This window comes from Aliishimia ponticola, from assembly GCF_004803475.1.
GTDB classification, from domain to species: Bacteria; Pseudomonadota; Alphaproteobacteria; order Rhodobacterales; family Rhodobacteraceae; genus Aliishimia; species Aliishimia ponticola.
In genome coordinates, this window is record NZ_SRKY01000001.1 from 1,190,163 (window position 1) to 1,211,486 (window position 21,324).

20 protein-coding genes are annotated in these 21,324 nt (G+C 62.8%); 2 read left to right on the plus strand and 18 right to left on the minus strand.

Annotated features, from left to right (window positions below):
• Positions 1 to 49 precede the first annotated feature (49 nt).
• Positions 50 to 394: a DUF427 domain-containing protein gene (locus E4Z66_RS05660; protein WP_136461963.1), complete on the plus strand. Its 345-nt coding sequence runs from the start codon at positions 50 to 52 to the stop codon at positions 392 to 394.
• A gap of 49 nt (positions 395 to 443) precedes the next feature.
• On the opposite strand, the gene E4Z66_RS05665 is transcribed toward E4Z66_RS05660, so the two are convergent.
• The 18 genes from E4Z66_RS05665 to ftsW form a co-directional block, all read right to left on the minus strand.
• On the minus strand, positions 444 to 2,132 hold the full coding sequence (locus tag E4Z66_RS05665; RefSeq protein WP_136461964.1) for a chloride channel protein: 1,689 nt from the start codon (positions 2,130 to 2,132) through the stop codon (positions 444 to 446).
• A gap of 90 nt (positions 2,133 to 2,222) precedes the next feature.
• Complete coding sequence (gene recN / locus E4Z66_RS05670; RefSeq protein ID WP_136461965.1) at positions 2,223 to 3,872, minus strand: DNA repair protein RecN; 1,650 nt, start codon at positions 3,870 to 3,872, stop codon at positions 2,223 to 2,225.
• 37 nt (positions 3,873 to 3,909) lie between these two features.
• Positions 3,910 to 4,776 (minus strand): outer membrane protein assembly factor BamD, encoded by an 867-nt coding sequence (locus tag E4Z66_RS05675; protein WP_136461966.1) that lies wholly within the window; start codon positions 4,774 to 4,776, stop codon positions 3,910 to 3,912.
• 141 nt (positions 4,777 to 4,917) lie between these two features.
• Entirely contained in the window at positions 4,918 to 5,841 is a 924-nt protein-coding gene (gene lpxC / locus E4Z66_RS05680) for a UDP-3-O-acyl-N-acetylglucosamine deacetylase (RefSeq protein WP_136461967.1), read from the minus strand.
• 222 nt (positions 5,842 to 6,063) lie between these two features.
• Positions 6,064 to 7,716 (minus strand): cell division protein FtsZ, encoded by a 1,653-nt coding sequence (ftsZ, locus tag E4Z66_RS05685; RefSeq protein WP_136461968.1) that lies wholly within the window; start codon positions 7,714 to 7,716, stop codon positions 6,064 to 6,066.
• Between the two features lie 349 nt (positions 7,717 to 8,065).
• Entirely contained in the window at positions 8,066 to 8,494 is a 429-nt protein-coding gene (locus E4Z66_RS05690) for a hypothetical protein (RefSeq protein ID WP_136461969.1), read from the minus strand.
• Between the two features lie 26 nt (positions 8,495 to 8,520).
• The gene (ftsA, locus tag E4Z66_RS05695; RefSeq protein ID WP_211097112.1) at positions 8,521 to 9,855 is read right to left on the minus strand and encodes a cell division protein FtsA; all 1,335 of its coding nucleotides are present in this window, start codon (positions 9,853 to 9,855) and stop codon (positions 8,521 to 8,523) included.
• Entirely contained in the window at positions 9,852 to 10,760 is a 909-nt protein-coding gene (locus E4Z66_RS05700) for a cell division protein FtsQ/DivIB (protein WP_136461970.1), read from the minus strand. Before E4Z66_RS05700 ends, ftsA begins: the two co-directional genes overlap by 4 nt.
• Positions 10,748 to 11,680 carry a D-alanine--D-alanine ligase gene (locus E4Z66_RS05705; RefSeq protein WP_211097113.1) on the minus strand — a complete coding sequence of 311 codons (933 nt, stop codon included), beginning with the start codon at positions 11,678 to 11,680 and terminating at the stop codon, positions 10,748 to 10,750. The genes E4Z66_RS05700 and E4Z66_RS05705 overlap by 13 nt, the downstream gene beginning before the upstream one ends.
• 24 nt (positions 11,681 to 11,704) lie before the next feature.
• Positions 11,705 to 12,655, minus strand: a complete 951-nt coding sequence (gene murB, locus E4Z66_RS05710) for a UDP-N-acetylmuramate dehydrogenase (protein ID WP_136461972.1) — start codon at positions 12,653 to 12,655, stop codon at positions 11,705 to 11,707.
• Between the two features lie 104 nt (positions 12,656 to 12,759).
• Positions 12,760 to 13,032, minus strand: a complete 273-nt coding sequence (locus E4Z66_RS05715) for a hypothetical protein (RefSeq protein WP_136461973.1) — start codon at positions 13,030 to 13,032, stop codon at positions 12,760 to 12,762.
• Positions 13,029 to 13,292 (minus strand): DUF2484 family protein, encoded by a 264-nt coding sequence (locus E4Z66_RS05720; protein ID WP_136461974.1) that lies wholly within the window; start codon positions 13,290 to 13,292, stop codon positions 13,029 to 13,031. Before E4Z66_RS05720 ends, E4Z66_RS05715 begins: the two co-directional genes overlap by 4 nt.
• Positions 13,289 to 14,482, minus strand: a complete 1,194-nt coding sequence (locus E4Z66_RS05725) for an APC family permease (protein WP_136461975.1) — start codon at positions 14,480 to 14,482, stop codon at positions 13,289 to 13,291. Before E4Z66_RS05725 ends, E4Z66_RS05720 begins: the two co-directional genes overlap by 4 nt.
• A 21-nt stretch (positions 14,483 to 14,503) precedes the next feature.
• The gene (locus E4Z66_RS05730) at positions 14,504 to 14,755 is read right to left on the minus strand and encodes a DUF2484 family protein (RefSeq protein WP_136461976.1); all 252 of its coding nucleotides are present in this window, start codon (positions 14,753 to 14,755) and stop codon (positions 14,504 to 14,506) included.
• Positions 14,756 to 14,986: 231 nt separating this feature from the next.
• Positions 14,987 to 16,249 carry a hypothetical protein gene (locus tag E4Z66_RS05735; RefSeq protein ID WP_136461977.1) on the minus strand — a complete coding sequence of 421 codons (1,263 nt, stop codon included), beginning with the start codon at positions 16,247 to 16,249 and terminating at the stop codon, positions 14,987 to 14,989.
• A 1-nt stretch (position 16,250) separates the two neighbouring features.
• The gene (gene murC, locus E4Z66_RS05740; protein ID WP_136461978.1) at positions 16,251 to 17,657 is read right to left on the minus strand and encodes a UDP-N-acetylmuramate--L-alanine ligase; all 1,407 of its coding nucleotides are present in this window, start codon (positions 17,655 to 17,657) and stop codon (positions 16,251 to 16,253) included.
• Entirely contained in the window at positions 17,654 to 18,766 is a 1,113-nt protein-coding gene (locus tag E4Z66_RS05745) for a UDP-N-acetylglucosamine--N-acetylmuramyl-(pentapeptide) pyrophosphoryl-undecaprenol N-acetylglucosamine transferase (protein ID WP_136461979.1), read from the minus strand. The genes murC and E4Z66_RS05745 overlap by 4 nt, the downstream gene beginning before the upstream one ends.
• Positions 18,763 to 19,926 (minus strand): putative lipid II flippase FtsW, encoded by a 1,164-nt coding sequence (ftsW, locus tag E4Z66_RS05750; protein WP_136461980.1) that lies wholly within the window; start codon positions 19,924 to 19,926, stop codon positions 18,763 to 18,765. The genes E4Z66_RS05745 and ftsW overlap by 4 nt, the downstream gene beginning before the upstream one ends.
• Positions 19,927 to 20,109: 183 nt before the next feature.
• On the opposite strand from ftsW, the gene E4Z66_RS05755 reads away from it, so the two are divergent.
• Positions 20,110 to 21,288, plus strand: coding sequence for a BaiN/RdsA family NAD(P)/FAD-dependent oxidoreductase (locus tag E4Z66_RS05755; RefSeq protein ID WP_136461981.1), 1,179 nt, complete (start codon positions 20,110 to 20,112; stop codon positions 21,286 to 21,288).
• The last annotated feature ends 36 nt before the right edge of the window (positions 21,289 to 21,324 follow it).

Here is a 21,324-nt window from a genome sequence, read left to right on the forward strand (position 1 = left end):
CTGTTACCAACCCTCGGCAGTAGGGTGCAGCACAACGAAGGAGGACCCCATGGCAGATCATATCAAAATTACCAAGGCAGACGGTCGCTGGAGCGTTCGCGCCGGAGGTGCAGTGCTGGGCGAATCCGACAACGCGCTGGAACTGGTCGAAGGCGATTACCCCCCGGTGATCTATTTCCCCCGTCAGGACATCGCGATGGCGTTCCTTGATGCCACCGACAAGACCACCCATTGCCCCCATAAAGGCGATGCAAGCTATTTTTCCGTGGTCACCAAATCCGCCACGCTGGAAAACGCGGTCTGGAGCTATGAGAACCCCAAGGAAGGCGTCGCACGGATCAAGGATCATCTGGCCTTTTACACCGGCAATGGCGTGACGGTCGAAAACATCTGAACCAAGATAACCGAACCCGGCGGGAATTTCCGCCCGGTTCCCGTTCCGGTCAGCTATGCTCCTCTGCGGCGGTTGCCGCGAGGGCCCGGTTATAGGCCTTGAGCGCATCCACATGGAACAAGGTTCCCAAAAGCTGCGGCGGCGTGTCTTCGCCGGTCAGTGAGACTACCGGCAGGAACGCCACACCGGCCTGATCGAAGACCGGCATCGCCGCTTCCAGCGTCGCATTTCCATCCACATAGGTGCCGTCCCGGATCATGTCCCAGCATTGCTGTTCTGGCGCGGCGCGTGGGTGATCCGCCGCGCGCATCACGGCACTGACCCGGAACATCGACAGAAGATAGGCCTGCGGTCCGGCGGCTAAACGTGTGCCGCGGCGTTCCAACTGCGTCAGGAAGAAACTGCGATCGACCAGACGCGATGCCAGCGCCGTGGACATGGACACAGAGACCATGACCGCCAGCCCCGTCTGCCAGTCCCCGGTCAATTCAAACACGATCAATGTCGTGGAAATCGGTGCGCCCAGAACGGCCGCCGCCACACCGCCCATCCCGGCAAGGGCATAGATCGCCACCGCGCCGGACCATTGCGGAAGCACGCTGGTTGCGATTAGCCCAAAGCTTAGCCCGGTCAAACCGCCGATCATCAAAGACGGGGAAAACACGCCGCCGCCCATGCGTCCGCCCAGCGTAATCGCCACGGCCACGGATTTGATCAACGCAAAGACGATGGCATCATGCAGCAAAAGCTGGCCGGTCAGCGCAAGCGAGGTCGTCTCATAGCCGACGCCGATGATATGCGGATACCACACTGCAATCGCCCCCAGCAGCAGCCCCGCCAAGGCAGGACGCAGCCAGCGCGGCAGCTTGGTGCGCGCTTGCACATTGTTTGCAAGACTATCCGCCCAGAAGATCCCGCGCATCAGGAACACCGCAACCGCGCCGCATAGCAGCCCCAACAGCAGGAAGGCCGGAAGTTCGATGTAGAACGCCAATTCCGACGCGGTGGGCAGCGCAAATTCCGTCACACCGCCATATTCCAGCCGGTTGATGACGGTTCCCGCAGCGGACGCGATGACAATCGGCGCAAAGGCATGGACCGCGAAGTGCCGCAGCACGACCTCCAGCGCAAACAGCGCGCCGGCGATGGGTGCGTTGAAACTGGCCGATACCGCAGCCGCCACTGCGCAGCCCAGCAAATCGCGCCCCGTGATGCCATCGGCGGCAATCCGGTTGCTGATCCATGTGGACAGCACGCCGGCCAAGTGAACGACAGGCCCCTCTCGCCCAGAGGAGCCACCCGAACTCAGCGTAATCAGCGAGGCCAGCGCAGAGGCCACCCCCGCCCGCTGTTCCACCCGGCCATCTTTCAGCGCCGCGCCCTCGATCACATCAGCGACGGACCGCACCCGGCCATCGGGCGTGAAATTGTGCAGGATCAGCCCCACAACAAGGCCGCCCACCACCGGGATGATGACGATCACGTACCATGGCAGACTGCCCGCATGGCTGTGCAGATATTGCACGTCATCGGTGCGGTAGATCACCGCTTGCAGTGTCTCGATCCCCTTGCGGAAGAACAGCGCCGCGAACCCGGCCGCGATCCCGACCACCAGGGCGATGAACCAGAACTGGATCTGGCTTGGCCCGCGTCGGCGCAGCATTTCCCAGCCGCCTTTGCAGGCAGTCACGGCCTGATCCAGCTGTTCGGACAGAATGGAACGGTTCGGCGCAGACATTTCGGCACACTGTTCTGACAGGTCTCACATTCGGTGATACGCTTCAGGAGCGCCGTGTAAAACCCCGTATGGGCGAAGATTTTCGCGGCGTTACCCGGAAAGCAAAGCCTGCGCAGCGCTGCGGGCCTCTGGGGTGATGCGATCACCGGACAACATCCGCGCGATTTCGTCCACCCGTTCCTCGGGCAGAAGCGGCACCACGGTAGAGGTCGTCATCCCGTCTTCGACCTGCTTTTCCACCCGCCAGTGATGCGCCCCAAGCGCTGCCACCTGCGGCGAGTGGGTAACGACCAGCACCTGCCCGTCCTCTGCCAGTGCCGCCAATCGGCGTCCGACCGCATCCGCCGTCGCACCGCCAACGCCCCGGTCGATCTCGTCGAAGATCATGGTGATGCCCTGCTGACCTTCGGTCAGGCACACTTTGAGCGCCAGCAAAAACCGGCTGAGTTCACCACCGCTGGCGATCTTGTTCAGCGGCCCGGCTGGTGCGCCGGGGTTCGTGGCAACGGTGAAGGCCACCGCATCCTGCCCTTCCGGGCCGGGGGTGTCATCGCTGATCTGGGTTGTGAAAACCGCCCGCTCCATCTTGAGCGGGGCAAGCTCTGCGCGCACGGCTGTGTCCAGACGCTCTGCCGCCGCGCGCCGCGCCGCGCTCAACGCATCCGCTGCTGTGGCGAATTCCTGTTCGGCCACGCGCCAATCGGCCTGAAGCCGTTCGATATCCGCGTCACCATCGTCCAGCTGCGCCAGCCGCGCACGCAGGCTGTCGGCAAAATCCGCAAGCGCATCGGGTTCGACCCCGTGCTTGCGCGCAAGCCCACGGATCGCGAACAGACGTTCCTCGCAGCTTTCCAGTTCCGCCGGGTTGAAGGTCAGCACATCAAGGCAGCGCTCGACACCGCTGGCCGCATCGCCAAGTTCGTTCAGCGCCCGCCCCAGCGCGGCAATCGGTTCCTCCAACTGCCCTTCGGCCCGGTCCGCCACCCCTTCGAGCCAGCGCAGCGCGTCCGACAAGGCCCCTTCGGCGCCCTCATAACCCAACGCCGCCTGGGCGCGGCCCACATCGCCTGCAATCTTTTCGGAGGCCTGCATCATGCGCCGCTGCGAGTCGAGCGTTTCTTCCTCGCCCGGTTGCGGATCGAGCTTGTCCAGTTCGGACACCGCGTGGCGCAGGAAATCTTCCTCTGCCCGCACCGCGTCGATCGCCTCTTCCGCCGCGCGCAACGCCTTTTCCGCCGCGCGCAATCCGGCCCATCCCGCACGGGTGTCCTGCAACAGCGGCGCATGGCCGCCAAAACTGTCGAGAATGTCGCGATGCCCGCGGGTGTTAAGCAATCCGCGATCATCATGCTGCCCGTGCAGCTCCAACAGCACTTCGGACAGCGCCCGCAGCACCTCCCCACTGGCGCGCCGGTCGTTGACCCATGCGGTCTTGCGCCCATCCGCCGTGTTGACCCGCCGCAGCAGCAATTCGTCGCTTTCGGGCAGACCGGCCTCGCGCAGGACAGCACGCGCCGGATGCGCCTCGTCCAGATCGAACCACGCGGTCACTTCACCGGTCTGCGCGCCCTGACGCACCAGATCGGCCCGCCCGCGCCACCCCAGAACGAAGCCAAGCGCATCCAGCAAGATCGACTTGCCGGCCCCGGTTTCGCCGGTCAACACGTTAAGACCCGGATGGAACGCCAGTTCCAACCGTTCGATGATCAGCATGTCCCGGATTTCAAGCCCGCGCAGCATCAGCGTCGTCCCGTAGGGTGTGCTTCAGCACACCTGACTATAGCCACTTGCCCTGGATCATTTGGCGATACACCTGCGCCAGCCAGTTATTGCCGCGCACTTTCGGCTCAAGCCCGACCCCGGTCAGCAGCGCATAACTTGCCTTGTACCATTCGGTCGACTGGAAGTTGTAGCCAAGGATCGCCCCAGCCGACTGCGCCTCATCCGTAAGACCCAGCGACAGATACGCCTCCACCAAACGGTGCAGCGCTTCGGCAGTGTGGGTCGTGGTTTGGAAATCTTCAACCACCACGCGGAAACGGTTGATCGCCGCCGGGTAATGTTCGCGCTTCAGGTAGTAGCGCCCGATTTCCATTTCCTTGCCCGCAAGGTGATCGAAGGCAAGGTCGAATTTCAGGATGGACGATTTAGCGTATTCGCTATCGGGATACCGTTCAATCACCTGCCGCAACGATTGCAGCGCCTGGAAGGTCAGTCCCTGATCCCGGCCCACATCGTCAATCTGGTCGTAATAGCTGAGCGCCAGAAGATACTGCGCATAGGCCGCGTCATCGTCATCGGGATAGAAGTCGATGAAGCGCTGCGCGGCAGAGCGGCTATTCTCGTAATCGCGGTCCTGATGATAGGAATAGGCCTGCATGATCAGCGCCCGCTTGGCCAGATCGCTATACGGGTAAAGCCGTTCGATTTCGCCAAAATAGAAGGCCGCGTCATCGGGACGCCGCCGTTCCAGTTCGAATTCCCCACGCTCGAAGATTTGAAGCGGGGTATAGGTTTCCAGCGGGATTTCTTCGTTCGAGAAAAAGCCAGCGCCGCCGCCATTGCCGCAGCCCGAAAGGGCCACAGCGAGCGCCGCCGCCGAGAGCCACTTACCTGCGCGGATCCGCACCGAGACGCTCGTCATACCCAATGCCCTTGTTTCCACTTCAGCACGCGAAGGTCACCCCACCAGAGCCATCATCCTCAGATCGCTCTAGCACATTCACTTCCAAGGCTGAAAGTCGATTCAGGTCGTTTTGACAATCCATTCGCAGACTGTGACCCGTCAGGCGACTCGGGGCACTTCGCTCCAATGCAGCCCTGCCCCGGGAAGCCGGGCTGTCCGGGCGTCATCGCATGTTACCATCCGGACGGCGCCGGGGGTCGCGAAGAGTTTGCGCAGCAGCATATTGGTCAGGGTATGCCCGGCCTTGTCGCCAGTGTAATGGCCGATCAGCGGGGCCCCCGCCAGTGCCAGATCGCCGAGCGCGTCCAGCATCTTGTGGCGAACAGGTTCGTCCCTGTGGCGCAGACCGCCGGGGCTGACCACATGACCGCCATCAAAGACCACAGCATTCACGCCGGGCGCGCCACCAAGGGCAAGCCCATTGGCCTGCATCGCCTCGACATCCGCTTTCCGGCAGAAGGTCCGGCTGTCGCACAATTCGCGGGCAAAGCTGCCATTGGCCATATTCAGTCGCTTGGACTGCTTGCCGATGGCTGCGTCTTCGAAGTCGATATGGAACTCGATGCCCATCTCTTCGGAGGGAGAAATCGTCGCCGTCGCACCGTTATGCGTCACGGAGACTTCCTCGACCACTTCGAAGGCGCGCACCGGCACGTTGAGCCGCTGCAAACCACGCTGCATGATCCCGCGCACGAAAGGTGCGGCGGACCCGTCCAGGATCGGAACTTCCGGGCCGTCGATTTCGATCAGCGCATTATGAACACCGCACCCGGCCAGCGCCGCCATGAGGTGTTCGACCGTGGAAACGGACACGCCCGCTTCGTTGATCAGCTTGGTGCACAGCGGAGAATGCTCCGCCACGTCCCAGCGCGCGGGCACAAGGTTGTCCTTGCCGATCACGTCGACTCGTTTGAACCAGATTCCATGCTCCGCGGACGCAGGAAAGATCGTGATCCGGGCAGATGCGCCCGAATGCAAGCCTTTGCCCCGAAAGGTGACCGATGATTTGATCGTTGTCTGCACTGCTGCCCCGTAGCGTTGTTCGCGTATCTTGTTAGCGTTCACAAAGTTTACCGTTGTTAATGAAATATTGTTATGAGGCCGAAGGCTCAACACACGCTTTGTAACGGTTTGAAACATGACGGGCTGTAGTGGCGAAACCTTGCCACGCGCGCACTAAACATCTGATAAAAAACGAAAAAGGGCCGCACGAAGCGGCCCCTTTAATGAAACAATGTTTCAGGATCAGTTGGCTTGGCGGCGCAGGAAGGCCGGGATTTCGATCCGCTCGTTGTCCTGATCGACCCCTTCACGGGCCTGCGGCTCCGGCGCGACGGCGCGGGACACCTGCGGTTGCACACGCTGCGCCGGTTGCGATGCTTGCCCTTCGGCGTGGCCGGTCATCCGGTTGATCAGCGAGTTGATGCCAAAGCGCGAGGACCGATCGCCCGCAGCGTGCTGCGGCTCTGCTGCCGGTTGCGGCTGCGCGGCCTGCCCGCCATTCGCGCGCTGGGTCACAGCCCGCAGACGTGCCATCGCTTCGGGCGACGGTGTGCCGGGTGCGTGATGCTGTTGCGGCGCGGGGTAATCTTCCGGCTCCGCTTCCAGCGACTGCTGTGCCGGTTCGTATTGCGCAGGCTCCGGCTGATAGGCCGGGGGCGGCAGGTCGTCGGCCGCATAATGCTGCGGGGCTTCATAACCTTGTGCAGGGGCTTCCGCCGCCGCGCCGCGCTGCGTTTCGATGTCTTCGAACAGGCTGGGTTCTTCTGCGGCAACCGCCATGGGCGTTTGCGCCGGTTCGGGCATCCGCTCTTCCGCGACAGCGGGTTGCGGCTGTGCGTAGGTCGCTTCTTCCGGCGCATCGGCGGCCACGGTTTGCGTCAGCGGTGCGCTCAGGCTGCGACGCGGAACCGGAGTTTCGCCCACATTTTCGGACGCATCGATCCCGGTGGCCACGACCGACACACGCATGGTGCCGTGCATTTCGGGCTCAAGTGTGGACCCAACGATGATGTTCGCCTCGGGATCGACCTCTTCGCGGATGCGGTTGGCCGCCTCGTCGAGTTCGAACAGCGTCAGGTCTTCGCTGCCGGTGATGTTGATCAGAACGCCCTTGGCGCCACGCAGCGAGATTTCGTCCAGCAGCGGGTTTGCAATCGCCTTCTCTGCCGCTTGAACCGCGCGATCTTCGCCGTCGGCCTCGCCCGTTCCCATCATCGCCTTGCCCATCTCGTCCATGACGGCGCGCACATCCGCGAAATCAAGGTTGATCAGGCCGGGACGGACCATCAGATCGGTCACGCCTTTGACGCCTTGGTACAGAACGTCATCCGCCATGGAGAACGCATCGGTGAAGGTGGTCTTTTCGTTGGCAAGCCGGAACAGGTTCTGGTTCGGAATAATGATCAGCGTATCGACAACGCGCTGGAGCGCTTCGACGCCCTCTTCCGCCTGGCGCATCCGCTTGTTGCCTTCGAACTGGAACGGCTTGGTCACAACACCAACCGTCAGAACGCCCAATTCGCGTGCAGCCTGCGCGATGATCGGCGCAGCACCCGTCCCGGTGCCACCGCCCATGCCCGCAGTGATGAAGCACATATGCGCGCCTGCAAGGTGATCGACGATCTGCTCGATGCTCTCTTCCGCCGCAGCGGCGCCAACGGCAGCCCGCGCGCCCGCGCCCAGACCTTCGGTCACTTTCACGCCAAGCTGAATGCGCTGCTCCGAAGCCGATTGCTGCAGCGCCTGCGCGTCGGTGTTCGCAACAACGAACTCAACGCCCGCGAGTTGCTTTTCGATCATGTTATTGACCGCGTTGCCACCGGCACCGCCCACACCAAAAACGGTGATCTTGGGTTTTAGGTCCGGTTCACCCGGCATGGAGAGATTCAAGGTCATAATAGGATCCGCCTGTCTTGGTCCCGGCTGCCTGCGGGATTCGCCTTATAAATCACGAGCAAGTTTATCGAAGCGTAGGAAGGACGTCACCCGGAAATCGGCCTTCAACCACCAAATATGGCAATTTCAAGACAACAACAGGCAGTATTTTGCTGATCGCCCAAGATGTTGCGGCGCATAGTCAACGCACCACAATCTTTTCCACAACTACCGATACGTGTGGAATCGCAACCGTTTCGCGCGTGTCGTTCATTCAAAATGTCAGGACGACTGCTCAATTTGCCGTCCGGCCTCTGTGGGACCTTGGGGATAAACCTATGGATAACCACGAAAGATGCAAGTCGATTCGTTAACTGATCGGGGTCTCCGGGCAGCCCACGGGCGTGTCCGAAATCTCGGTCACTTCCTGCACCTGAGCGCCGAAAGCCTCGGGCGTGCGCACCAGTAGGCGGTCATCCATTCGGAACACGTTCCAACAATCGGGCACCGCGTCGATATCTTCGTAAAGAAAGCAGATTTGCCGGTCTTCCACCCAGATGCGACCATAGACGCAGCCATATTCGCGGGTTTTCCAGACGCTAAGCGACCGGCTCAGGAATTGTTCCGTACCGACAAGCCGATTGCCCGGAAAGCTATGAAAGGTCAGCGTGCGGCCTTCTGCAATGTCCAGAAAGCTCTCGGGCGAGATCATCTCTTGCCCGCGGGCCGGCGCGATCCAGACCGACATAAGCACCGCAGGCAGCAGACAGATGGCCAGCAACAGGGATGAGGCCCGCATGGCAAGACCAGCAAGGCCCCTGCCCTTTACCAATTGTCACGGAACCATTTGACGGCGCGGCGGAAGCTGCGCGCCGGGTAGCGATCCGCCGGAATGTCGAAATCCCACCATTCATCCTGCGGATGGGCGGCGAAAAGGCTCAGCCCCACGGCGCTGGCAAAGCCCGGGCCGGTCGCCGCCTGCGGCAGTCCATGCACCCGTAGCGGACGCCCCAGCCGCACATTCTGCCCAAGGATACGGCTTGCCAGCCCGTCGAGCCCCGGAATCTGGCTGCCGCCACCGGTCAGCACGATTTGCTGGCTGGGCAGGTGATCGAACCCGGCCGCATCCAGACGCGCGCGGACCTCTTCAAGGATTTCCTCGACCCGTGGGCGCATGATACCAATGATCTCTGCCCGGCTGGCCGTGCGCCGGTCATGTTCGAAATCACCAGTATCACCGCCGATCTCGATCATCTCGCGGTCATCCATGCCCGTCGCATGAACCCCGCCGTAAAAGGTCTTGATCCGTTCGGCCTGCTGCATCGGGACTTGCAGACCCATGGAGATATCGGCCGTCACATGGTCACCGCCCATGCGCACCGAATCCGCAAAGATCATGTGTTTCTTGATGAAGATCGACACGCCGGTTGCACCGCCGCCCAGATCGATACAGGCCGCGCCAAGCTCTTGTTCGTCTTCCACCAGCGCAGCAATCCCCGAGGCATAGGCCGAAGACGCGATCCCCGCCAGTTCGAGGTCGCAGCGCTTGATGCAATGGGCCAGATGCTGCACGGCAGAGGCTTCGACAGTCAGCATGTGCATATCGACCGACAATTGGTTGCCGATCTGCCCGCGCGGATCAATCAGCCCAGACCGGTGGTCCAATGCGAAATTGACCGGCTGCGCATGAAGCACTTCGCGCCCCGGACCGTAATCCGGCACATCGCAGCCCGCCAGAACGCGCGCCACGTGTTCTTCGGTCACAACCTGGCTTTCGACTTCCAGCTTGTGATCCAGACCGTAGGACCGCGGCTCTGCCCCCGAAAAACAGGCGATCACGTGATCGACACGAATCCCGGCCATCTTCTGGGCCGCTTGCAAGGCGGTGCGGATCGCGCGCTCTGTCTCGCCCATGGCGCTGATCTCGCCGAATGTGACGCCGCGCGACCGTGTCGTCGCCGCGCCGATCACCCGGAAGCCCGCTTGCCCGGCCAGCGCGCCCATCTCTGGCGTGTCCTCCATCCGCGCGGCATTGTCGAAGCGCAGCACAAGGCAGGCGATCTTGGACGATCCCACGTCCAGAATAGCCACCACCCCGCGCTGAAGCGCTTGCTGCCGCATCCGTCGCATACTGCGTTGGAAAGAATAGAGATCCATCATTGCTCGTCACCTGCCTGTGTCACGGCACCCGCTGGTGCCCTGATCTGCCACCATGCCTGCGTGGCAGCCTCGTTCATCTGTACCGTTGGGCGATCGCCCAGCCGCATATCAACCCGCGCGATGTCTCGCGCCAGCAAATCCTGTGCCTCGTCCAGCGCGATCACGCGCTCCAGCGCCTGCAAGGCCCCCTCTTCGGGCAACAGGATACGCTGGTCGCGGTCCAGCACGACGTCCCAACGCCGCTCGCCAATCCGCACAAGGCCGCGCATCCGGTCGCCCAGCGGGTCCGCCGCCTGGATCAGCGCCAACGCTTCGGGCACGTGTTTATCCGCGCCGTCACCTGCGATCAGCGGCAGATCGGGCCGCGCCAGACGGGTCGGGATTTCTGCCACATGCGCGCCGCCCGCATCGATCAGCGTCAATTGTTCATAGGTCCGCCAAACCGCGACCGGGGTCCGTTCGGTCACATCGACCTCCAGCACCCCGCCAGAGCGGATGCGCAGGCTCGCCTCGGCTACCGGGTCCAGCCCTTCGATCGTGTCGCGCAGTTGCTCAAGATCCAGATCGAAGGACGAGGTCGGCAGATCGAAGGGCATGATATCGCGAATATCGGCCGCGACTTCGGGGCCAGCGCCTTCGACGGCCATGACATTTACCATGAATTCCGGTCGCTGCTCCACGCTGGCGCGCAGCTCTGCAATCGTGTCCAGTACCATCATGCGGTTCTCCTCGACAGAGAACCACCCCGTCACTGCCCCGAAGGCCAGCGCAAAGGGAATGCCCGCGCGCAGTGCAAGCCGGATGCTTGGCGTCAGCATCCACCGTTCCAGCCGCCACGCCCAGCGTGACGGGGCCGGGTCCGCCTTGCGCGGTTTGTCGCGGCGCAGCCAGTTCAACGGTCGCATGAGGCATCCTCCACCATCCAGGCGCACAGTTCGGGGAAGCTGATCCCCTCATGCGCCGCCTGCTCTGGCACCAGCGATGTGGGCGTCATGCCCGGCTGGGTATTCGTTTCAAGCAGGATCAACCCGTCCAGCCCGCGCGCCTCGTCCCAGCGGAAATCGGTGCGGCTGACGCCCCGGCACCCCAGAACGCGGTGCGCCCGCAGCGCATAGTCGAGGCAGGCATCGAAAATCTCTTGCGGCACATCGGCGGGCACCACGTGGCGGGAACCGCCTTCGGCGTATTTGGCGTGAAAGTCGTACCAGCCGTCGGTGACGATATCCGTGACGCCCAGCGCCTTGTCGCCAATCACCGTGGTCGTCAATTCACGCCCCGGCGCATAGGTTTCGACCATCAGCACGTCGGGCAATTCCGGCGCGAGGGTCGGCGGCCCGTTGGCTTTCTCGCGCACGATATAGACCCCGACCGAGGACCCTTCGTTATAGGGTTTGACCACATAGGGGGGCGCCATCACATGCGCCGCTTCGATATCCGCGCGCGTCGCCAGAACGCTGTCCATGACTGGCAGCCCCGCCGCGCGATAGGCGTCCTTGGTCTTTTCCTTGTCCATCGCAAGGGCCGAACACAGCACGCCCGAATGGGTATAGGGAATGCGCATCCACTCCAGAAGACCTTGCACGCAGCCATCCTCGCCCCAGCGGCCATGCAGGGCGTTGAACACGACATCGGGCTTTTCAGAGGTCAGCACAGCGGCCAGATCGGGGCCTGCATCGACCTCGATCACATCATATCCCGCCTCGCGCAGCGCAATGGCGCATTCGCGCCCACTGGACAAGGACACCTCGCGCTCTGCCGAGGGACCGCCCATCAATACCGCCACACGTTTGGGTGTCCTGCTCGACTGACCCACTTCGTGCCTCATTTCCCGGACCGTTTTTGGCCCTTGTTATTGTGCCGTTTTTTGGCTGTCTGCGGGGGATGCCTCGCCCACCCGCATGATTTCCCATTCTAGCGTGATGCCGCTTGTCTGGTAAACCTTTTTTCGCACTTCTTCGCCCAATCCTTCAAGCTCTGCCGCTGTGGCGTCACCAGTGTTGATCAGGAAGTTGGAATGCTTCTCGCTCATTTGCGCGCCGCCGCGTGTCGCGCCGCGCATTCCCGCGTCGTCGATCACCTTCCACGCCTTGAGATCATGCACATCATCAGCGCGCCCCGTGCTGGAAAAACCGGCAGGATTGCGGAACGTGGACCCGGCGCTGCGGTCCTTGGTCGGCTGGGTCGCATCACGCTTGTCCAGCTGGTCCTCCATCCGGGCCGCCAGTGCCGCCGGATCGCCTGCGGGCCCTTCCAGAACCGCGCTTACCAGCACTGCGCCGCCCGGCAGATCGCTTTGCCGGTAGCGGAAGTTCAGATCGTCCGGGCCCAGTGTCACGATCTCGCCCGTGCGCAAAACGACTGTGGCGGATACGAACACATCCGCCGTGTAGCTGCCATAGCACCCGGCATTCATCCGCACCGCGCCGCCGATTGCACCGGGGATGGTGCGCAGAAAGGTCAGGTCCACCCCCGCCTGCGCCGCCTGCATCGCCACCCGGCTGTCCAGCGCCGCCGCCCCTGCGGTGACGCGCGTGCCGTCAATGTCGATCTGGCCGAAACCGCGCATCGGCAAACGGATCACCACGGCCCGCAACCCGCCATCGCGCACGATCAGGTTGGAGCCAACCCCCATGGGAAAGACTGTCATCTCGGCAGGCAGGTCGCGCAGAAACGCGCTAAGATCGTCGATATCGGCCGGCTGGAACAGCCAATCCGCCGGGCCACCCACACGCAGCCATGTCAGCTCATTCAGGGGCCGGTTCGGGGTCAGTTTGCCGCGCGGCGTCGGAATATGGGACATCGGGTCTGCTCAGGCGTTCGGAATTTTCCCGGTGCTACGCGCTTGGGCGCTGAACGGCAAGACCTGCGGGCAGATGGCCCTGCGTGGCCGGTCAGTTTGGGCGGTCAGCTTGTGCGGCGGCGCAGAGCCGTCAGGCCTGCCCCGATCAGCGCGCCCAGTTCCAATGGCGCAAGCGCAAGGAACAGCAGCCCGATTTCAGCCACGCCGTCAAACCCCTCGGGCCGCGACCGTGCGTTGACCTGCCAAATCCCGATCCCGAACAGGACCGTGCCCAGCACCACCAGCGCGATCAAGCCGCCCCAGCGTTGCCGCCGCGCCAGCCACGCCCCGAGCAGCAGCCCCACGCCAAGAGACAGGATCGCCAAGACATAAATCACAGGGACCGCCCCTTTCCCGATAGAAGCCCGCGCAGCCAGCGCATCAGATAGATCATCGGCCAACGCAGGATGCTCATCCCCGCGACCATCACCAACAGTGCCAGCAGCACCCCGTGGCGATAGCCGATGGCCACCAGAATGGGAATGCCGATCGCGATGAGGATATAGGCGTTGCGCCAGTGATTGTCGCGCGACGGGAACATGGCGATCACATTCGCGACCACGGCCCAGAGGCAGGCAAGGATCAGCGGCAGGCTCATACCGCAAGCGCCCGCAGGCTGGTCGCCAAGGCCCCGGCGGATAGCAGCAGCCCGGCCCATGGAACGGCCGCCGGAACGCGGAACGGTGCCTCGGGCACGCGGCGCTTTTGCAGGATCAGGGCAAGGTTCACCATCACGAAAACGGTCAGCAGCAGCGTGGTGGTCAACTCTGCCAGTTCCAGAACGCTCAGGAAAACCGCGCAGCCAATAACCGCCGCGCCGATCAGCACCGTGGCCAGCACCGGCGTTCCGAAACGCGGATGCGCGTGAAAGAAAATCCTCAAGCCCCGGTTACGCCGCCCCAGCCCGAACATCACGCGCGCCGCCATGACGATCTGCGCCAGCACGCCGTTCAGTGCTGCCACAGCCGCGATCAGCGCCAGAAAGCCCGAGGACGTGCCCATGCCCCGTTCCCACACCAGCGCCAAAGGGCTGCTGGAGGCGGCCAGATCGGACACTGTCACTGCGCGCACGCAGGCCCATGCCACCAGCGCGTAGATGACGGATGTGATCGCCAGCGACAGTACGATGGCGCGCGGCATGGTGTGCTCCGGGCGGTCGACCTCTTCGGCCATGTTCACGATGTCTTCGAAACCGATAAAGGCGAAGAAGGCCAGCACCGCCCCCATGCCAACCAGCGACCAAGGCACCTCCGGGGGGCTGACATATTCGGCGACCGGCGTGGCATGACCCCCAGCCCAGATCACCATGCCAAGGCCCGCGACCTCGATCACCGTGAAAAGCGCGGCCAGTGCCAGGCTTTCCAGAACGCCCACGATACAGACCAGCGTGATGAGGCACCCCAGACCGATCAGCAAAACCAGTTCCGGCCATGGCAGCACGACCGACAGGTATCCAACGCCGCCCCGCAGAACCGCCCCCGCCGACACCGTGCCCGCCGCGACGATGGCCAGCCCGACCACAAGGGCGAGCGTCTGGCTCGACAGGCCCTGCCCGACATAGGCGGCTTCCCCCGCCGCTTCGGGCAGACGGGTCGAAAATTCGGCATAGCTCAGCGCTGTGGGGGCCGCGATCAGCCCCGCCAGCAGAAAGGACAGCGGCGCCCAGAACCCCGCCTGCCCGGCCACGGCACCGACCAGCACGTAAATCCCCGCGCCGATCATGACGCCAACGCCATACGCGGTTAGCAGACCCAGCCCGATCCTGCGTTTGAGATGTTCTTCAGCCATGCCCCGCCCCCGCGGTTATCCTCAGTCCGGCAGCTTCGGAGTTTGCCCCTTCAGCCGCGCCCAAAGATAGCGCAACGGGTTGCGAAACATCGACACGAAAGCCGCCGCCGCCAACATCCCCGCCCACCAGCCGATGTCCAGCCAAATCCAGATGATGAGCAGCGGTGCGGCAATCAGCAGCATGACACCGGGGACATACTGGCGCCGCATCGGCAGCATCGCCACCACGGAAGAGGCCAGAACCCACGCGATACATGTGTAAAGGAGTGTCATGACGCGATCATACCTCCTACCGGCCCCTGCGATCAACGTGATAAGCTGCGCAGCGATGGGCCGCGGTGCGGCGACCCACCCTTCGATCAGCAGCACTTTATGGTTGGTGTTTGCCTCGAAAGCCCTGAACGGCGCAATGCCCTCAACAAATCGCCGTGCCGGGGGGGGGCGGCCCGTCGATGCGCGGCGGCCTGCGGCCTTGTTCCGCGCGTTTTGAGAACCCGAGAAGAGCTATTTGGGGCTATCTTTTGGAGAGAACCGTGTCAAACTGGGCGGACTTTTCTTGAACTTTGTTTGCAAAAATTCTTTTGCTTTCGCGACAAACCCTTTGCTGTGTTGAGCAAGCGCAGCAGCTTCTGCGCTTTTTTGAGACCAACCGTTGTCGGTCATGTACTTAACGGTGGCTGTCATTGCGATGATATGCGCACTAATGTTTGGGATGGTTTCGAGTTGTTCCAGTTTTTCGGCCTGTTCAGTGACGGCAGGGACCTTTTCGTCAACAACAACCAGAGCCGTCGATGCTTCCTCTTCTTCGAAAACCCTTAAGATGTCGTCGATTATTTCACGCAGGGCCGCGAGCACTTCGAGGATTGGCTCGCGTTGTTCTTCGTCCGCTGAAAGTTCACCGTTGTAGCCTTTGAGGAACTCAAACTCGCCATCAACATAATCTTTAAGCGCAACGACCTGCGATCTGATCGCCTTGATGTTCGCAGGTTTGCGTTGCGGAAAGGGATCAACGTCGCCACCGCCCCCCGCCTCATCCTGCCGATACAACTCCAAGATCGGGTCGAAGGCGGGGTTCACCTTGGCGGGGTCGCCGAGCCAGTCGTCTTCAGTGAATTGGTCGAGGATGAGGGCGAGTTCTTCGGGATAGAGGTTTTTGCCCTCCAGTGCACGCTCGTACCATGTGATCCAGAAGGTCCAGTTGGTTTTGGGGTCGGCTTCGAGTGTCGCGCGGGCTTCGTTCCATGCTTCTTCTATTTCGCCGAACATGTCATCCGACCAGACCCGCTGCATCGGCCCTGTGGGATTTCGCTTCAGTGCCTTAAGGTCACTTTGAACGATAGCCCAGAATTTCGGGATAAGTCCGGACGCAAAAGCAATCGCCACTGTGGCGGCGGCGGTTCTTCCGGCGGTGGCGGCAGCACCCGCGGTAGCGACCGACGCGGCTCTGACCATGTCTGAAGCATTAGTGATAGAGTTAGCGTAGTCGCGGGAAACTTTGACAGCGGTGCGGATTGAACTCAATTTAATTTTAGGTGTTGGATAACTGCTGACCACCGCTGAATATGACAACGTCGCGAAGAACGGTAGAACCGTTAACTCTGAGTTGTTCAAGTGCGACCGAGAAGAAAAATGACGCAGCGCAATCGGCGCGACCCGCATCGCAGAAAGATACGCGACGCGGCGTGCGGTCGGGATGCGGACAGCTTCGTCCTCGATCCCCAGATAAGACCGAAGGCTGTTTTTATCCCTGACCCCCTCGATCTCCACCTCAGGCAGCCCCTTTCATCAACCTTTCCGGCAGCGCATTGGCCCAGGCAGAGATCGTCCCGGCCCCAAGGCACACGACCATGTCGCCGGGGCGCGCCTGTTCCCGCACAAGTCGTTCCAGATCCGCTTCATCCACGACCGCCCGCGCATGGCGGTGCCCGTGGCGGATCAGCCCCGCAACGAGATCATCGCGCGATGCGCCCTCAATGGGGTCTTCTCCGGCGGCGAAAACATCGGCGATGCCCACCACATCGGCCTCGTTGAAACAGGCGCAGAAATCATCGAAATGGTGGTGAAGGCGGGAATAGCGGTGCGGTTGGTGCACGGCGATGACCCGGCCCGAGGTCGCCTGGCGCGCGGCTTTCAGCACGGCGGCGATTTCAGTCGGGTGGTGGCCATAATCGTCGATGATCGTGACGCCGTCCACTTCGCCCACGCGGGTAAAGCGGCGGTTCACCCCGCCGAAGCCCGCCAGCGCGTCGCGAATTTCTGCGCGCTTCATGCCCAGATGACGAGCCACCGCAATCGCCGACAGCGCGTTGGAGACATTGTGATCCCCCGGCATCGGCAACACGCAGCCCTCGATCACGGCATCTTCGGATTGCAGCGCCACGTCGAAATGAGCCTTGCCGTTTTCATAGGTCAGATTGATCGCCCGCACATCCGCCTGCGCATTAAAGCCATATGTGATCACGCGGCGGTCGGTGATCTTGCCCACCAGCGCCTGAACGTCGTTGTCGTCGGTGCAGCACACCGCCAGCCCATAGAACGGGATATTGGAGACGAACTCGTAAAAACCGCGATGCAGGTTTTCCTCGGTTCCCCAATGTTCCATATGCTCCGGGTCGATATTGGTCACGATCGCAATGGTCGCAGGCAGGCGCGTGAAAGTGCCGTCGCTCTCATCGGCTTCGACGACCATCCACTCGCCCTCGCCCTTGCGGGCGTTCGAGCCATAGGCGTGAATGATCCCGCCATTGATCACCGTAGGGTCGAACTTGCCCGCATCCAGCAGCGTCGCGACCATCGTGGTCGTCGTCGTCTTGCCATGCGTGCCCGCCACGGCCACGTTCGATTTCAGCCGCATAAGTTCGGCCAGCATCTCGGCCCGGCGCACGATCGGCAGGCCACGGGCGCGCGCGGCGTCCAGTTCCGGGTTGCCCGGTTTGATCGCAGAAGAGATCACGACCACTTCCGCATGTTCGATATTCTCGGCCCGCTGGCCCACGAAAATCCGCGCGCCCAGCCCTTCGAGCCGTTCGGTGATCTTGCTGGCTTTCAGATCGGACCCCTGCACGGTGTAGCCATGGTTCAGCAGAACCTCGGCAATGCCGGACATGCCAATCCCGCCAATCCCGACAAAATGGATCGCGCCCACATCGCCGGGCAGTTTCGTTGCTGCGTTCATGTCGGTGCCCCTTTCCGCGCGAGCGTTTCCACAAGATCGGCCAATGTCTGCGCCGCATCCGGTCGGCCGTGCTGCATGGCCGCATGGGCCATCTTGACCGCCCAATCGGGCGCCTCCAACACGGTTTTCATCTGTTGCGCAAGGCTTTCCGGCGTGAATTTACGCTCTGGTATCAATATCGCGCCCCCGGTTTCGACCAATCCGCGTGCATTCGCCGTCTGGTGGTCCCGCGCGGCGGCGGCATAGGGGATCAGGATCGCCGGGCGGCCGATGGCGGCAATATCGGCAATGCTGGAAGCACCGGCGCGGGCGATGACCAACTGCGCCTCTGCGAACTGGCGCGGCACGTCATGGATGAACGGCGCGATTTCGGCTCGCACACCGATGGCGGCATAAGCCTGTTCTACGGCGGCGATGTCTTCCTCGCGCGCTTGCTGAACAACGGTAAGGTTGGACAAGATCTGATCGGGCAGCTCCGCCACTGCGTCCGGCACCACCTGGCTGAGGATGCGCGCGCCCTGGCTGCCGCCGATCACCACCAGTTTCATCGGGTAGTCGCCCGGCGGAATGTAAGGCGCCCCGGCCCGCGTCAGGACCGCGCTGCGCACCGGGTTGCCGACCGGCGTGCCTTCGATCCCGTCGGCAAGCTGCGTCGGCCAGGTGCCGCAGGCGACCACATCCACGCGCGAGGCGAATGCCTCATTCACGCGGCCCAGCACGCCGTTCTGTTCATGGATCATACGTGGCAAACGCAGCGCCCAAGCCGCTGCAATCGCCGGAATGGACGGATACCCGCCGAACCCCACCACAACCGATGGGCGGTCGCGCAACATGCCAAGCGCCGCGCCCAGAACGCCGCCCGCAATTCGAAACGGCACCAGCGCCTTGGCCAGCAGGCCGCCGCGCGCGAATGTGGCAGAGCTGATGACGTCAATCTGCGTGCCTTCGGGAAAACCGCCCGTGTACCGCGCACCGCGCGCATCGGTCGATAGCTTCACCCGCCAGCCCCGCGCCAGCATCTCTTCGGCCAGCGCCTGCGCGGGAAACATATGCCCGCCCGTGCCACCGGCAGCGATGACCAAAAGCGGTGCCGTCGCAGTCTGTGTCATCGGCCGCGGCCCAGAAGTTCGGACAATTGCCCCTGCGGGCGCGTCCGGGTGAAGGCCAGCAGCATCCCCACCCCGATGGCCGAGGCGATAACCGACGAGCCGCCATAACTCACGAATGGCAACGTCATGCCCTTGGCGGGCAGCAAGCGGACCGCGACGCCGATATTGATCATCGCCTGCACACCGAACATGCAGGCAATCCCCGTACCCGCCAGCCGGATGAACGGATCGCGTTCCCGCATCAGCCGCAGCAACGAGCGCACCACGATGATCGCATAAAGCGCGATAATCGCCAGAACGAGGATCAGCCCGTATTCCTCCGCCGCCACCGCGATGATGAAATCCGTATGCGCATCGGGCAGCGACCATTTCACCTGCCCCTCACCGACGCCGACGCCGAAAAGACCGCCCTCTTGAATGGCGTTGGTGGCATAGCCCATCTGGGTCCGCGGATCGATATCGGGCGACAGAAAGCCGTCGATCCGGCGCGCGAAATGTTCGGAATTGTTATAGGCGAAAGCGCCGCCCAGAACGACCAGCGCGGCCATCCCGACCAGCAGCAGCATCGGCGCGCCCGCGACGAAATACATCACGCCCCAGCCGAACAGAACCAGACAGGCCTGACCGAAATCGGGCTGCATCGCCAGCATCAGCACGATGGTCACGCACAGGGCAAAGGACCACATCCGCCCCGGCGGGCCGTTCACGTCCTGGCTGGCGGCCAGCATCCACGCGGCGGTGACAACGAAAACGGGTTTGAGGAACTCAGACGGTTGTACACTGGCAAAGCCCAGCGAATACCAGCGCACCGCGCCTTTGCCGAAATCGGTTCCAAGCACCGGGAGAAGCGCAAGCGCGATGAACGCGCCGATAAATCCAAGGATCGCAAGGCGGCGCACCAGAACCGGGGACATCATCGAGGTCAGCACCATCGCGACCACGGCAACACCACCGAAAAACGCCTGACGCTGCACATAATGGAACGGCGCAAAGCCATTCTTGGCCGCCAGCGGCGGGGACGCGGCCAGCCCAAGCAGCAGCCCGATACAGGAAAGCAGCAGAATACAGGTTAAAGTCCAACGGTCGACCGTACGCCACCATTTGGGAAGAACAGGCTCCGTGTCCCGAACCGGGACCGTGCCATACACCATTTCTGTCATGTCAAACCGCCAATTTGCCTCGAAAGCGTCCCGATTTTTCGGGATCTTGTCGGTAACAATACCGCAAGCCCCGCGATCCGGCTAGTCTTGATTGCATGGCCGGGCGCCGTGGCGCGCATCTTGGGTGGCGGCCCGCGCAGCTCCCGCTTGACCCCGGCCCGGCACTGGGTCACACGCCGCCCCATGCAGGTCGATACGTTGATCCTTGGTGCCGGAGCCGCCGGTATGATGTGCGCAGCCCATGCGGGCGGGCGCGTGCTGGTCGTGGACCACGCCAAAGCGCCGGGCGAGAAGATCCGCATCTCCGGCGGCGGGCGCTGCAACTTCACCAACATGCATTGCGCGCCCCATGCCTTCCTGTCGGCAAATCCGCATTTCTGCAAATCGGCGCTGGCCGGGTATACCCAGTGGGATTTCATCGACCTGATCGACCAGCACGGCATCGCATGGCACGAAAAGACGCTGGGCCAGCTATTTTGCGATGACAGCGCCCGCCAGATCGTCGAGATGCTGACTGGCCTGATCCGCAAAGCCGGGGCAGAGCTTTGGCTGAAAACCGAAATCGCGCAGGTCGCGCAGACGCCCGAAGGCTTCACCGCGCGGCTGATACGCGACGGGGATACCGTGACGGTAAAGGCCCGAAACCTTGTGCTGGCCACCGGGGGCAAGTCGATCCCGAAAATGGGCGCGACGGGGCTGGCCTATGATCTGGCGCGGCAGTTCGGGCTGCCCGTGACCGAGACGCGCCCCGCATTGGTGCCCTTCACCTTCCCCGATGGCCGTTTTGCCGCGCTGGCGGGCGTCTCGCAGCCCGTGCGCACGACGACGCAGGACGGCACAAGTTTCGACGAAGCGCTGCTTTTCACCCATCGCGGGCTGTCCGGGCCTGCGATCCTGCAAAGCTCAAGCTATTGGCGCGAGGGGGAAGAGATCACCGTCAACCTGACCCCGACACCGCTGCTGGAGACCCTGCGCACGCAGCGCCAAAGCGGCGGCCGGCATGCGCTCAAGACCGAACTGGCGCGGCACCTGCCCGCCCGTCTGGCGGAATATCTGGCGACAGAGCTATCGCTGTCGGGCAATCTGGCGGATCAATCTGACAAGGCGCTTGCCGCGCTGTGTACGCAGTTGGAGAACTGGTCGCTGCGTCCTTCCGGCACAGAAGGATACCGCACCGCCGAAGTCACGCTCGGCGGGATCGACACATCGGCCCTTTCCAGCAAGACGATGGCGGCCAAGACCCTGCCCGGCCTTTACGTCATCGGCGAGGCGGTGGATGTGACGGGCTGGCTGGGCGGATACAATTTCCAATGGGCATGGTCATCGGCCATGGCAGCGGCGAAATCGATCCGTGCGGGGTAACGCTGTGGATAAGGCGGCACGGCGCGGGTAAAACGC